Source organism: Sorangium sp. So ce385, assembly GCF_051474135.1.
GTDB classification, from domain to species: domain Bacteria; phylum Myxococcota_A; class Polyangia; order Polyangiales; family Polyangiaceae; genus Sorangium; species Sorangium cellulosum_D.
On sequence record NZ_CP150337.1, the window covers coordinates 13515208 to 13528657 of the forward strand.

Below are 13450 nucleotides of genomic sequence, written 5' to 3' on the forward strand. Positions count from 1 at the left end.
CCGTCAAAGTGCCCGCGCTATGCTGGCCGGGATGGGGCAGGGCGTGAGCGACGCACCGGATCCGATGGCCTCGCAGATGGCGCAGCTCCTCGCCGGCAGCGACCTCGACGAGCTGCGCGAAATCGTGAGGCGCTGGGTCGCCGAGGCGCCGACCGAGGGCGTGCGCCGCCACTACCAGGAGCTCGGCGGGCGCCTCGTCGATCTCAAGGCGGCGCTCTCCGAGAACCCCGTGCAGCCCACGGTCGCGGAGCTCGAGCAGGCGCTCACGATGATGCTCCGGCTCGCCGCCTCGAGCCCGAGGACATGAGCCGAAGGTGACGCTCGCCGACTTCCCCCCGTGGTTCCTGCGCGCCTTCGCGCTCTGCTTCGGCCTCCTCTGGGGGAGCTTCCTCAACGTCGTCATCCACCGCGTCCCGCGCGAGCTCAGCGTCGTCCGCCCCGGCTCGTGCTGCCCCGCGTGCGGCACGCCGATCCGCGCCTACGACAACATCCCCGTCCTCAGCTACCTCCTGCTGCGCGGCCGCGCCCGCTGCTGCGGCGCCCCCGTGTCGCCGCGCTACCCCCTCGTCGAGGCGGTCGGCGGCGTCCTGTCGCTCGCCATCGTCGAGCTCATCATCCTCCGGCTCCCGTGGTCGACGCCGATCCTCCACGCGCTCGCCACGTACACCGCCGATCTCGCGCTCGCGCTCGGGCTCGTCGCCGCGACGTTCATCGACCTCGAGCACATGTACATCCCCGACGGGATCACGATCGGCGGCGCGGTCCTCGGCGTCGCCACCGCGTCGCTGCGCTCGATGGGCTTCACCGACGCGCTCCTCGGCGCCGCGGTCGGCTTCGCCGTCGTCTGGCTCCCGTTCGTCGTGATCTACCCGCGGCTCCGCGGCGGCCGCGTGGGCATGGGCCTCGGCGACGCGAAGCTCCTCATGCTGGCGGGCGCCTGGTTCGGCTGGGGGGGCGCGCTGTTCGTGCTCGGCGCAGGCGCCGTCCAGGGCTCGATCGTGGCGATCGCCCTGCTGCTCCTGCGCGGGAGCATCGAGGAGCCCGAGGCGGTGCGCCTCGAGCGCGAGCAGATCCGCGCCGAGCTCGCGGCGATGTCCCCCGAGGAGCGCGCCGCCGCCGAGAAGGAGCTCGCGCAGGATCCGCTCGCGGAGGAGCCCGGCGAGGGGTTCGGCCAGGCCCGCATCGCCTTCGGCCCGTTCCTCGCGCTCGCGACGCTGGAGTGCCTGCTGGTCGGGCGCGACATCCTCGAGGCGTATTTCTCATGGATCGACGCTGGATGAAGGCCCTGCTCCGCCGCGCGCTCGCGCTCTCCCTCGCGCTGCCCCTCGCCCTCGCGGGCTGCGGCAGCTCGCTCCCGCTGCCCCCGACGGGCCCCCACCTGCCGAGCGAGCCCGCCGTGGTGGTGCCCTACCCGCCGCCGCCGGCGCGGGTCGAGATCATCTCGCCGCCCGAGAAGCCGGGCCTCGTCTGGATCGACGGCGAGTGGCAGTGGCGGAGCCGCCGCTGGGCGTGGCAGCCGGGACGATGGGAGGCCGTCCCGCCGGGCGGGTATTTCGCTCCCACCGCCACCGTGCGCCGCGCCGACGGATCCCTGGTGTGGTTCGCCGGGGTATGGCACGTGCCCGGCAAGAAGTGATCGACGCCGCGCCCACGCGATGGAAAGTCACCCCGTGCCGAGCTGCTCGACGCCCGCGCTCACCTGAACGGCGCCGGCGAGCGAGCGCGGCGCGCCGTCACCTGCACGGATCGATGAGCCCAGCCCCATGATGCTTGCCTGGTCGTTCGCAGCGCGCACACCCGACGAAATCGCCCGCCTCCTCCGTGCTCTCGGCAAGCACCGCTACGTGCGCGAGGTCGATCACCGGCTCCACTGGTCCGTCGATCACGCCCTCGCCGAGCTGCCGGAGTTCGCGCCGCACGCCGCCGCCTTCGAGGCGCGCCTCAAGAAGGAGCGTGGGCTCGAGCTCGGCTCGCGCGATCCATCGCTGTGGCGCGAGGCGAAGACCGAAGAGGTGATCGCGGCGCTCACGGCGTTCTGGACCCCCGACGAGGCGGCGCTGCGCTACCAGGATCGCCTGCTCGAGGCGCTCGCGCGGACGGGCCTCCCCGAGGCCACGCACGCCCCGTTCGCGTCGGCCCCGGACGATCCTCCGCACCCGGAGCTCGTGCTGCTCGACTGGGAGCTGTACCCCGTGGACGAGCTCGACGCGGACCGGCACGCCGGGGCGCTGGCCGCCATGGAGGAGGCCGAGGAGGAGGTGAACGCGTCGGCGCCGATCTACAACGAAGGCCCCGTCCTCGCTGCGCCGGAGCTCTGCGAGGGGGCGCCGAACGGGGTGCTCGACGACGACTTTCTCGTGTGGTCGGACGGCCCCTACAGCTACTCGGACTACGTGTTCCGCGGGGTGGCGAAGGCCGCAAAGCTCGTGGATCCGCCCACGGGCTACCGCGATCTCTGACCGCGCCCGCCGCATCGGTAATCAGTACGGGTCGGGCTTCGGCGGCGGGATGGTCGGATCCGCCTCGGCGGGAGGCGCGACCGGCTGAGAGGTCGCGGAGGTCGCGGCCGCGCTGGTCGCTGTGGCGATCGCTGCGGCCGTGGTCGTCGGGGAGGGAGCGGGTCCCTTCGGCGCCTGGTGGAGCGTCACCTCGAGCGCGATGTCCTTGTCGAACACCAGCATCCGTCGCTGCGCGACGTGGCCTGGGGCGGAGATCTCGATCCGGTGCGCCGCGCCGTCCTTGAGGAGCTTGCCGTCGAAGGGGTTCGACGGGAGCTCCACCCCGTCGACGAGGATCTTCGCGCTGGCCGGGCTCGCCTTGATCGACGCCCGGAGGAGCGCGGCGTCGGTCCCGGGCCGCGGAGGGCTGCTCTCGGCGACCGGTGAGGAGGGCTCGGCGCTCTGCGGCGGCGCTGGCGCGGGCGGCGCGCTCTGGGCCGGCGGCGCGATCGCGCGGGCGCTCGGCGGACCCGGATCGCGCACCTTCAGGTACAGCGTCGCGGCGCCGATCAGCGCGACGACCGCGAGCGCCGCGACGAGCGGCAGCCGCGAGCGCCGCGGCGCCGGCTCGGGCCGCGCGGCCGGGGCCGGCTCGGTCCGCACGACGGCGTGGAGCGTCGCCTGCGGAGGGTTCGAGCGGTGGAGAGGGCGCGCGGGCGCCGACGGCTCGGAGGCCGTGATCGCCCCCTCTTCGGCGGAAGGGGTCGAGTCGAGCGGCTCGCGCATCGGCAGCGAGGGCAGCCTCGACGCGTGGCCGCCGAGCTCCGCGCTCCCCGCGTCGGGGCCGTGCTCCTGCAGCTGCTTCAGCTGGCGATCGATGATCGCCCGGATCTCGGCGCGCTCGGTCGCGAACAGCTCGCTCACGAGCGCGCCGACCTGCTCGGCCGTCACCTGCTCTCCCAGGCGCTCCGCGCCGCGATCGAGCTCCGCGCGGAGGTCGGCGGCCGTCGGATAACGCCGGTCGCGCGCGTGGGCGAGCGCTCGGGCGCAGATGCGCGCGAGATCGAGGGGCACGTCGGGGCGCGCGGATCGCACGTCCGGAATGTCCCGCATCAGGCGCGAGATGATCTGCGGATCCGTCAGCCCACGCCAGAGGCGACGGTTGGCGAGCATCTCCCAGAGGATGACGCCGGCCGAGAAGATGTCGGCGCGCCGATCGATCTGGGACGAGTGCGAGAACGCCTGCTCGGGCGCCATGTACGCGACCTTGCCCTTCAGCGTGCCGGCCTCCGTCTCGACCACGCGGTGCGCGGCGAGCGCGATCCCGAAGTCGACGATCTTCACCTGGCCGTCGTACGTGATGAAGATGTTGTGGGGGCTCACGTCGCGATGCACGACGTTGAGCGGCGTGCCGTCGTAGTCGACGAGCTCGTGGGCGTAGTGGAGGCCGGCCAGCACCTCGCTGAGGATCCACAGCCGCACGGTGAGCGGGATCGCGCGCCCCTGGTCGCGCGCGCGGGAGATCACCCGGCTGAGCGGCTGCCCGTCGAGGTACTCCATGGCGATGAAGTACTCGCCGTCCGCGATGCCGACCTCGTTGGTCTGCACCACGTTGCGGTGGTTCAGCCGGGCGGCGAGGCGGGCCTCGTCGAGCAGCATGTCCCGGAACTCGGGCTCGTCGGCGATGTTGGGCCGGAGGCGCTTGATGACCTGCAGCTTGCTGAAGCCTGCCGGCCCCACCGCGACCGCCAGGTGCACGTCCGCCATGCCCCCGCGCCCGAGCGTCGCGATGAACCTGTACTTGCCGAGGCTGCGCGCGTGCCGGTCGGGAGGGGACGGCGGCGCGTCCCGGCCGACGGTGGTCGCCGCGTCGCGGTCCGGGCGCCGCATGGGGATCGTCGGCGGGGGCTCGGAGGCCACAGGGGCGAGCTGCCGGGAGCGCAGGGTCCGGCCGTCGATCGCGGCCTGCACATGCTCCGGCGGGCCCGAGGCGGCGAGCTCGTTGCTGCGAGCGGAGTCCACCGCCCAGTCAGCCTCGTCGTTCGTCCCCTTGTGCTCGCTCACCGCAGAATGGTCCTGATCCAACGCCGTCCAGTCAAGCCGACGGCGGCGCCCGCCAGCGCTCGCGCGGCGGCGGGCGGACGCGGAGCAGCGCGCCCACGACGCCGCGCCGGCGTCCAGCCCGTAACCGCAGCGATAACCATCGCCGGGGTCCCCCGCACCGGAGCGCGCATCCAGCCTCGAGGACCGCCGGGGCCGGCATCGGTCGCCGCTGGACGCACGAGCGCAGCGGGGGTGTCTCCTCCTCGGCATCCCCAGGCGGCTCCTGCTATTGTGAGAAGCGTCACCTTCTGCGAGTTCCTGTACCTGGGAGGAGAGTGTGAGATGCTCGCCTCGACTTGCGCACAATGTCTCGTGACGAGGTAGCCCATGCCCTGTGACTCGATTCCGCGGCGCCTGCTGGGTCAGGCGAAGGTGCGGCCCGAGGCTCCAGCCCACTACGTGAAGGAGGGGGGGTTCTGGCGGATGACCAGCTTCCGGGAGTACGCGAGCGAGGTGCAGCGCGCCGGCAAGGCGCTCATCGCGCTCGGCGTCGCGCCCGGCGACGCGCTGAGCCTCCTCGGCTTCAACCGGCCCGAGTGGGTGGTGCTCCATGTGGCCGGCATGGCCGTCGGGGGCGCTCCCGCGGGCATCTACACGACGTGCTCGCCCGAGGAGGTGCGCCACGTCGTGCACCACTCGGCCTCGAAGCTGGTGCTGGTCGAGAACAGGGCCCAGCTCGAGAAGATCGTCCGCCAGTGGGATCGGCTGCCGCAGCTCGCGTGGGTGGTGCTGATGCGGGGCGCGGTGCCGACGGGCGATCCGCGGGTCTTGTCGTGGGACGAGTTCCTCGCCAGGGGCAGCCGCGTCCCGGACGAGCTGTTCGAGCAGCGGCTCGACGCGCTCGAGCCGCGGGGGCTCGCGACGCTGCTCTACACCTCCGGGACGGTGGGGCCGCCGAAGGGGGTCATGCTGAGCCACGAGAACCTCACGACCTCGGCCGACGTGGCGGCGCGCATCGTCCCGTTCTCGCCCTGGGACATCGGCCTGTCTTACCTGCCGCTGTCGCACATCGCCGAGCAGATGTTCACGATCCACCTCCCGGCCTCGGTCGGCGCGGCCGTGTACTTCGCCGAGTCGCTGGAGGCGCTCGCGGACAACCTCCGGGAGGTGCGGCCGACCGCCTTCTTCGGGGTCCCGCGCGTCTGGGAGAAGATGCGGGCCGGGATCGACGCGAAGCTCTCCGGGGCGAAGGGCCTGCAGAAGTTCACGCTCCAGCAGGCGCGGCGCGTCGGTCTCCAGCACAGCGAGCTCCGCGCCCGGGGCGAGCCGCCGGGGCCGCTGCTCGCGCTGCAGCACCGCCTCTACGACAAGCTCGTCTACTCGAAGGTGAAGGCGGCCATCGGGCTCGGCCGGGCGCACGTGTGCAGCACCGGCGCGGCCCCCATCGCGAAGGAGCTCCTCGAGTTCTTCGCGTCGCTCGACATCCTGGTCACCGAGGTCTACGGCCAGTCGGAGGTGACCGGCGCGACGACCTACAACCTGCCGGGCAGGACGAAGCTCGGCTCGGTCGGCCCGGTGGTGCCGGGCATGGACGTGCGGATCGCCGACGACGGCGAGCTCCTCGTGAAGGGGCCGACCGTGTTCCTCGGCTACTACAAGGACCCGGAGGCGACGGCGCAGGCCCTGGTCGATGGCTGGCTCCACACGGGGGATCTCGGCCGGTTCGACGAGGAGGGGTTCCTCCACATCACCGGGAGGAAGAAGGAGATCCTCATCACGGCCGGCGGGAAGAACGTCTCCCCCAAGAACATCGAGGAGGCGCTGAAGCGCCACGACCTCATCGCCGAGGCGGTGGTCGTCGGCGACGGGCGCAAGTTCCTCACCGCCCTGCTCGTGCTGGCGCCCGACGCCGTGAAGCGCTTCGCGGCCGAGCGCGGGCTGAGCGGCGACCTCTCCCCCGCGTCGCCCGAGCTCCGGGAGGCCGTGCAGCGGGCCGTCGACGAGGTGAACGGCGAGCTGGCGCAGGTCGAGACGATCAAGAAGTTCTCGATCCTGCCGCGCGGCTTCACCATCGAGGACGGCGAGCTGACGCCGACGTTGAAGATCAAGCGGCGCAGCGTGAGCCAGAACTTTGCGCGCGAGATCGAGGCGATGTACGCCGAGTAATCATGCGCAACGAGCCCGCGACCGCCGTCTCCTTCGATTTTGGCCAGACCCTGGTGGAGCTCGACACCGGGATGCTCTCCGCCCGCCTCGCCGAGCGGGGCATCGCCGTGTCGCGGGAGCAGCTGGACGGCGGGGTCGACGAGGGGTGGCGCGTCTACAACGACGCGATCCGGCGCGGGCTCGGCGGGCACCCGTGGAAGATCATGATGGGCCGCCTGCTCGAGGCGGGCGGCGTTCCGGCCGGCGCGGTCGACGCGGCGGTCGACTGGCTCTGGACGGAGCAGCCCCGGAAGAACCTCTGGCGCCGGCCGATCGCCGGGATGATCGACGTCGTGGTCGATCTCAAGCGGGCCGGCGTGCCGGTCGCGGTGCTGTCGAACTCGGAGGGCCGGCTCGCGGAGCTCGTCGAAGAGCTCGGCTGGTCTGCGCACTTCGCGGCGATCGCGGATTCGGGGCGGCTCGGGTTCGAGAAGCCGGGCAGGGAGATCTTCGCGTGGACGGCCGAGCGCCTCGGCGCGCCGCTCGCCGCGGTGGTGCACGTGGGCGATTCGCTCGCTGCCGATGTCGACGGCGCGCTCGCGGCAGGGATGCGGGCCGTCTGGTTCAAGGGCGATCCGCAGGGCGCCGCAGCGCGGCCCGACGCCGATCGCGTGGCCGTGTGCGACGGCGCGGACGCGCTGCGCCGCGCGCTGCGGGCGTTCGGCGTGCGGTTCTAGGCGGTCCGCCGCCGTCGCGGTCGGCGCGGGCGCCGCGCGCGCGGCGCCCGTCACCTGGAGGGCGGTGGCGCGCGAGACCACCGCGGGCGGCGCTCCCCTGGCGCTCTCCTTTCGGTGGGCACGAACGTCCCGGGAGGCGCCGCCGCCCCGCGCGCGTCGCGCGCGCTTCGCTCCTGGATCGGCTCGCCCTGCCGCCCCGCGCCGGCGCGGCGGTCTCCGGATCGTGCACCCGATGCACGTCTTCCGGATGGTTCGGGCATTGCTGGAGGCCGGTTCACGATGGTCGTCAAGGATGCAAGCTTCGAACAAGAGCCCGGGAGCGGAGTGCGGCAAGCGGACGTTCCCGCCGTCGCGCCTCGCGTCCTCAGCGAGATCCGCCGCGCGGACGAGCGGCTTGTCTCGCTCGTGCAAGAGCGCCCCGTGGCCACGCTGTGCGCGGTGGCCGCGGTGGGATACCTGATCGGACGGGTCGTTACACGGCTGGGTTGAGGAGGTCACCATGACAGAAGGCGAGGTCGAGGCGACACAGGAGCGCGACGCGCGGGAGAAGGCGGACGACGCGCTCGGCCGGCTCGATGCAACCGAGGTCACGCGGGCGGTCTCGGCGTTCGCGCGAGAGAACCCGCACGTCGCGCTCGCTGCGGCGGCTGGGCTCGGGTTCCTGCTCGGCGGGGGCCTGACGCCGCGCGTGCTCAGCAAGCTCGGGTCCCTCGCGACCCGGAGCTACGTCAAGAGCACCTTTGCCCAGGCGGTCGGTACCTTCCTCGACGAGCAGGCGCGGTCCCAGGGCCAGCTCGGCTCGTCGCCCTGATCCCCCGCACCCGCGCGAGCGCTGCCGGCGCCGCCGGTAGTGCTCAAATTTGCCCGGAGAGAGTTCGCATGAAGGCGGGAAGGCAGGAAGATCATTGATCTTTCTTCCCGCCTTCCCGCCTTCCTGTTCAATTTTGAGCACTGCCCCGCCGTGCGCGAAGCGCGCTGCCCTCCGGGAAGCGCGCAGCCCCACCTCGCACCGTCGCGCTGCGCCGGGCGAGCCCTCTTCAGGCCCGGCGGCTGTACGTCTTGCGGATGCGCCGACCGCCGCTCTCGCTCAGCACCTCTTCGACGGTGCGGGACACGTCGGGCAGACATCGGACCGAGAGCACCGCGCCGCCGCCGGCGCCGCTGGCCTCGTCGAGCCGGCGCGCCTCGTACTCGGGCAAGCGCGCGCCGAGCACGGCGCCGAGCAGGGTGCCGGCCGCGCCGGCGGCCCCCGCTCCAGCGAGGCACGCGACGATGGGCCCCGCCAGGAACGCGTCGAGCCTCGGGATGATCAGCGCGCCTCCGGCCGTCATCGCGGCGAGCGCGCCCCCGACGAGCCCTCCGATCACAGCGCCCAAGGCGGCCCCTTCGGACGCCTTGCTGTGGATCGTCAGCTCGAGCTCGTCCAGACGGGAGTGCTGCTTGGGCACCATGCTGATGTCCTCGGCCGCGACGCCCAGGGCGAGGAGGCGGCCAAGCGCGCCCGCGGCTTCCGTGCGGCCTGGGAAGAATGCAGTGAGCGTCCGGTAATACATCATTCGACGAGGACCCCTGTGACGCGCTTCGCGAGGTGTCTCGCTCAATCCATCTGCTCTCGGAAAAGCATCGCTTGTGCCGCTCCGGCTGCGCAGATGTCGCTCGGCCGCCGGAAAGCGCTCGGGAAATGATGGAAGGCGCCGCGCCGCGCTGGGACGGTGCGGCGCCTTCGCGCCCTGCTCTGGGGGCTCGCTCAGCGGACGCCGAGGTCGTTGACGAACGAGCGCTCCGCGGTGGGCGCGCTGGTGCTCTCCTGGATCTCTTCCTGGGCCCGCCGCGCGGCGCCCAGGGCGCGATCCTTGACCTTCTCCGCGCGCTCGCGCAGCCGGCCGGTGCTGTCACGCAGCCGGCGGCGCGCCTCGTCGCCCGACGTCGGCGCGACCAGGACGCCGACCCCGACGCCCACCGCGACGCCGAGGCCGAGCCCGACCGAGACGGGGACGATCCAGTCGAGTGAGCTCCTTCTCCTGTAGGGGAACATGTCGGCCATGTAACTGACGAGATCGGTTGCCTTCATTGTGGCTCCGTCGGTTCACGCAGCGTGCGGGGCGCGAGCATCGCGCATCCCTCAGCGTGGATTCACGTTGGTTGGAACGGTGACCGGCGGGACGTGAGGCAGCGCGCATGCCAAGGGCGTATTGCGCACGAAGGGAGCAGGGCGCGCGGGCGCCCTGCCCGAGATCCAGGGTGGCGCTGGGGAGCGCCGCGGCGTCAGCGGCAGAAGCCGTCGACGCAGATCCCGCCGTCGGCGCAGGACGTCTCGGGATCGCACTCGCCGCCGAGGTTCTCGCTCGACCCGCACACCTGATGCACGCCGGAGAACGTCGTCACGGTCCTGCACTCGCTCAGCGAGGGCGACTGGTTGTCGCAGGCGTTCGGGTTCGACGGGCCGCACGAGATGTAGCAGCTGTGGTGCAGGCAGATCGACCCCGGCGCGCAGACGTCCTGCGCCCCATCCTCGCCGCACACGAAGTTGCTCGACTGATTCGGGATGCAGCCGTTCTCGACCCAGACGTCGCCCTCGGGGCAGTCTCCGCCGTCGCTCCTCGGGACGCAGGCGCCGTCGACGCAGACGGCAGAGGGGCCGCCGCAGTCGTCGGTGATGACGCAGGGCTGCGCAGGCTGGGAGCAGATGCCGAGGGTTGTGTCGCAGCGGTAGCTGCTGGGGCAGTCCGCGTCCTCGCTGCAGGCGGGCGTGCATTTGCCCTCGACGCACTTGTCGTTGACCGGACACTGGGTCTGGTCGAAGCACTGGTCCTGAGGCGCGGTGCAGATGCCGCTCACGCAGAGGTAGTCGGCGCCGAGGCTGGCGCAGTCGGCGTCGGCGCCGCACGCGGCCGGGGTCGCCGGGACGCAGGTCGCGTCGTCGCCCGCGCCCTCGCAGACGTAGCCGTGGATGCACCCGAGGGGCTCGCCGCTCGGGAGGCCCTGATCGCAGCTGCCCGGCTGGCAGGTGCCGTCCGGCGCGCAGGTCTCGCCCTCGGCGCAGTCGTCGGGGTTGCCGCAGTACACCGCGTCGCTGCCGCCGCCACCGCCGCCGCCGCCGCCGCCGCCTTGCCCGGTGGAGCCGGTCGCGACGCACGAGGCGGTGTGATCGTCGTCGACGACGCACTCGAAGCCGTCGCTACACCCCCAGGCGGTGCAGTCGCCGACGTGACATTCGTTGTCTTCGCCGCAGGTCTCGTTGACCCCGCAGTCGGCCGGCTCGTCACAGCCGTCCGAGCTCGGGATGCCGGGCCCGCAGTCCTCTGCATCACAGAAGTGGCTGTCGGCGTCATCGTAGATGGGGCAACCCGCGAGGAGGGGCGCCAGCACGCTCGCGAGACCCAGCAGAGTAAGTCGCTTCATTCACCGTCTCCCGAAGGCATTCGGCCGCCCGGCGTCGAGGGGCGGCGCCCTCGCGCGTGACGGTCGCGACCGGACGAGCGTAGCAAGCGACATGCCCCGAACAACCCCGGCGAGACGCCGCGCAATTCGGCGGCCCGCGCGCGCGCCGTGAAGCCGCGTTCACGTCGGGATGTGGCCCGCGCGCGCGACGGTTCGCGGCGGATGCGCCGCGCCCGGCGGAGGCTGGCTCGCGGCGGGTGGACGCGGCGGGTGGCCGTGGCGGGTGGCTCGCGGCGGGGGGCTTGGCGCGGGTGGCCGTGGCGGGTGGCTCGCCGCGGGTGGCTCGCGGCGGGGGGCTCGCGCGGCCGGCGCTCGGCGGCGAGCTCGCGGCGGCCGGACCGGATGGCGCGGCGCGGCGCGGACCGCTTGGGGCATGCAGGGGAACCCGTGCTACCGTTCCGCCGAGTTCCGGGCGGCCACCTCCGAACGAGGAATCCCGGCAGGCTCGCGCCTGTGGGCCAGCCGTTCGCGAGGACACGGGGACCGGTCGAGCCGATGGATGTCACCTGCGAGCGTTGCAGCACCGAGTACGAGTTCGACGACGCGCTCGTGTCGGAGCGCGGTACGACGGTCAAGTGCACGAACTGCGGCTACCAGTTCAAGGTGCGCCGCACCGACGGCGCCCTCCCCGAGAAGTGGCTGGTGCGCACCCTCGGCGGCCGGGAGCTCGAGTTCAGGATGCTCCGGGAGCTTCAGGCGGCGATCTCTCAGGGCCACGTCACCCGCGACGACGTGATCTCGCGCGGGAACGCGCGGCCGCGGCGGCTCGGATCGATCGCGGAGCTGGAGCCGTTCTTCAAGGGCCCGGGGAGCATGGTCATGGCCGGGACCGCGCTGGGCATCGGCGGGCCTTCACCGATGCCCGGCCGCTCGAGGTCGCTGACGCCGCCAGGGCTCGGCGGCCCGGCGCCGTCGCAGACCGAGGGCTCGGTCGCGATCCCGCTCCCGCGCGCGGAGCCCAGCGCGGAGGCCGGTCCCGGGTCGATCCACGACGACGAGACGGTCGTGCGCGACGTGCGGGAGGTCCAGTCCGCCAAGGAGCGCCCGTCGCCGCGTCGCGCGACGCTGCCCGCCGCCTTCGAGCCCGAGGCCAGCGCTCCGGCGCGGGCGATGCTCAAGCCGAGCTCCCTGCCCGGGGTCGTGGTGCCGCCGGAGGAGGCGCCGCCGCTGCCGGACGCGCACCCGGCGCGCCGGCAGGAGCCGCGGACGCTCCGCGGCGCCGGGGTCGCCGAGGCGCGCCCGGGCAGCGTCAAGCCGGCGGCCGAAGTCGGCGGTGAAGCGCAGGGGCGGGCTTCCGGGCTCGGCTCGCTGCGGATCCCGAACAGCGCCCCGCCGCCGCGCGCCGAGCGCGCGGCCGCTCCCGCTTCGGCCGACGGCCAGGGAGACGAGGGCCCCGCGGCGAGGCGCGGGGCGCCGCGCGCGCCGGCCGAGGATCGCGCGGGGCGGAGGGCGGGGGCGATGCCGCTGGTGTCGCCCGCCGACCCCGACGGCGGCCCCTCCTACGCCGACGACGGCGACGGGGACACGCGGATCACCTCGCTGCCGATGAAGAGGACCGGGATCGCGCGGTGGATCGTCGGGCTCGTCGTCGTCGGTCTCGCGGTGGTGAGCGTCGCGACGCTCGGGCCGAGGTACTTCAAGCCGGCGGTCCAGGCCCGTCCGGCGACGAGCGACGATCGCGTCGCGACCCTGCTCGCCGACGGCGAGCGGAGCCTGACCGAGGGAGATCTCGAGACCGCGAGGGACAAGCTCGTCAAGGCGAGCGCGCTCGCCGAGGACGATCCGCGCGTCGCCGCGGCGCTGGCCCGGGTCGAGACGGTGAACGCGGACATGCGGTGGCTGCGGCTGCAGCTGCTCGCCGAGGGCGATCCGGATCTGGACACGATGCGGCACGAGCTCAAGAGCGCGATCGATCGCGCCCGCAAGGCGGTCGATCACGCGCGGCGCGTCGCGCCGGCGGATCCGGAGGTGAGCCGCGCCGCGATCGATCTGCTCCGGGTGCAGGGGGACCTCGCCGCGGCGCGGCAGCTCGTCGCCTCGATCTCGGCCGAGAGCGCGCAACCCGAGAACTCCCTCACGCTGGCCGCGCTCGATCTCGCGGAGGCTCAGCCGAGCTGGGCCACGGTCGTCAAGCGGCTCCGGGCGGCGGCGAGCGTCGAGCAGATCCCCGGGCGGGCGCGGGCGCTCCTCGTCTATGCCCTCGCGCGGTCCGGCGATCTCGTGGCCGCGCGCGTCGAGAACGATCGCCTGCTCGCCATGAGCCCGCCGCACCTGCTCGCGCGTCCGCTCCGGGCCTTCATCGACCGCGTCGAGAAGGCGCCGGACGAGCAGGACAAGCCGAGCGGCGGCGCCGAGCCGGCCTCGAGCGCGCGTCCGGAGAGCTCTGCGGCGGGCGCTCCCGGCCCGAGCTCGTCGGCGGCGGCGGGCGCTCCCGGCCCGAGCTCGTCGGCCGCGCCGGGGCGCGTCCGCCGGGCGCCGGAGCCGGACGACGGCCGCGTGCCGGACGACTACGTCGCCCCGGGGGGGACGATCGATACGAGCGACCTCCCCGGCGTGCACCCGCCGCCGACCGCCTCGCCGAGCACGACGGCGCCCGTGATCGACACCTCCGATCTGCCCGGGATCAAGCATGAGTAGGCGCCGAGC

At 73.4% G+C, this 13450-nt stretch carries 12 protein-coding genes; 8 read left to right on the top strand and 4 right to left on the bottom strand.

Annotated features, from left to right (window positions below; translation table 11 throughout):
- The first annotated feature begins 43 nt into the window (after positions 1 to 43).
- The 4 genes from WME83_RS49435 (at position 44) to WME83_RS49450 (ending at position 2459) form a co-directional block, all read left to right on the top strand.
- The gene (locus tag WME83_RS49435) at positions 44 to 307 is read left to right on the top strand and encodes a hypothetical protein (protein WP_237244789.1); all 264 of its coding nucleotides are present in this window, start codon (positions 44 to 46) and stop codon (positions 305 to 307) included.
- Positions 308 to 314: 7 nt separating this feature from the next.
- Positions 315 to 1280: a prepilin peptidase gene (locus WME83_RS49440; RefSeq protein ID WP_437316675.1), complete on the top strand. Its 966-nt coding sequence runs from the start codon at positions 315 to 317 to the stop codon at positions 1278 to 1280.
- On the top strand, positions 1262 to 1636 hold the full coding sequence (locus WME83_RS49445; protein WP_437316676.1) for a YXWGXW repeat-containing protein: 375 nt from the start codon (positions 1262 to 1264) through the stop codon (positions 1634 to 1636). Before WME83_RS49440 ends, WME83_RS49445 begins: the two co-directional genes overlap by 19 nt.
- 127 nt (positions 1637 to 1763) lie before the next feature.
- On the top strand, positions 1764 to 2459 hold the full coding sequence (locus WME83_RS49450) for a hypothetical protein (RefSeq protein ID WP_437316677.1): 696 nt from the start codon (positions 1764 to 1766) through the stop codon (positions 2457 to 2459).
- Between the two features lie 21 nt (positions 2460 to 2480).
- Here WME83_RS49450 and WME83_RS49455 read toward each other — a convergent pair whose 3' ends face one another.
- Entirely contained in the window at positions 2481 to 4502 is a 2022-nt protein-coding gene (locus WME83_RS49455; protein ID WP_437316678.1) for a serine/threonine protein kinase, read from the bottom strand.
- 366 nt (positions 4503 to 4868) lie between these two features.
- Here WME83_RS49455 and WME83_RS49460 point away from each other — a divergent pair, with 366 nt between their 5' ends.
- The 3 genes from WME83_RS49460 to WME83_RS49470 all read left to right on the top strand — a co-directional run bounded on the left by WME83_RS49460 (position 4869) and on the right by WME83_RS49470 (position 8174).
- Complete coding sequence (locus WME83_RS49460) at positions 4869 to 6647, top strand: AMP-dependent synthetase/ligase (protein WP_437316679.1); 1779 nt, start codon at positions 4869 to 4871, stop codon at positions 6645 to 6647.
- 2 nt (positions 6648 to 6649) lie between these two features.
- Entirely contained in the window at positions 6650 to 7363 is a 714-nt protein-coding gene (locus WME83_RS49465) for an HAD family hydrolase (protein ID WP_437316680.1), read from the top strand.
- 499 nt (positions 7364 to 7862) lie between these two features.
- Positions 7863 to 8174 (top strand): hypothetical protein, encoded by a 312-nt coding sequence (locus tag WME83_RS49470; RefSeq protein WP_437316681.1) that lies wholly within the window; start codon positions 7863 to 7865, stop codon positions 8172 to 8174.
- A 226-nt stretch (positions 8175 to 8400) separates the two neighbouring features.
- Here the strand turns inward: WME83_RS49470 and WME83_RS49475 are convergent, their stop codons facing one another.
- From WME83_RS49475 to WME83_RS49485, 3 genes are all read right to left on the bottom strand, one after another.
- A complete protein-coding gene (locus WME83_RS49475) occupies positions 8401 to 8919 on the bottom strand; it encodes a hypothetical protein (RefSeq protein WP_437316682.1) in 519 nt (172 codons plus the stop codon).
- Positions 8920 to 9110: 191 nt separating this feature from the next.
- The gene (locus WME83_RS49480) at positions 9111 to 9434 is read right to left on the bottom strand and encodes a YtxH domain-containing protein (protein WP_437316683.1); all 324 of its coding nucleotides are present in this window, start codon (positions 9432 to 9434) and stop codon (positions 9111 to 9113) included.
- 194 nt (positions 9435 to 9628) lie between these two features.
- A complete protein-coding gene (locus tag WME83_RS49485; protein WP_437316684.1) occupies positions 9629 to 10765 on the bottom strand; it encodes a hypothetical protein in 1137 nt (378 codons plus the stop codon).
- Between the two features lie 534 nt (positions 10766 to 11299).
- Here WME83_RS49485 and WME83_RS49490 point away from each other — a divergent pair.
- Positions 11300 to 13441, top strand: coding sequence for a zinc-ribbon domain-containing protein (locus tag WME83_RS49490; protein WP_437316685.1), 2142 nt, complete (start codon positions 11300 to 11302; stop codon positions 13439 to 13441).
- The last annotated feature ends 9 nt before the right edge of the window (positions 13442 to 13450 follow it).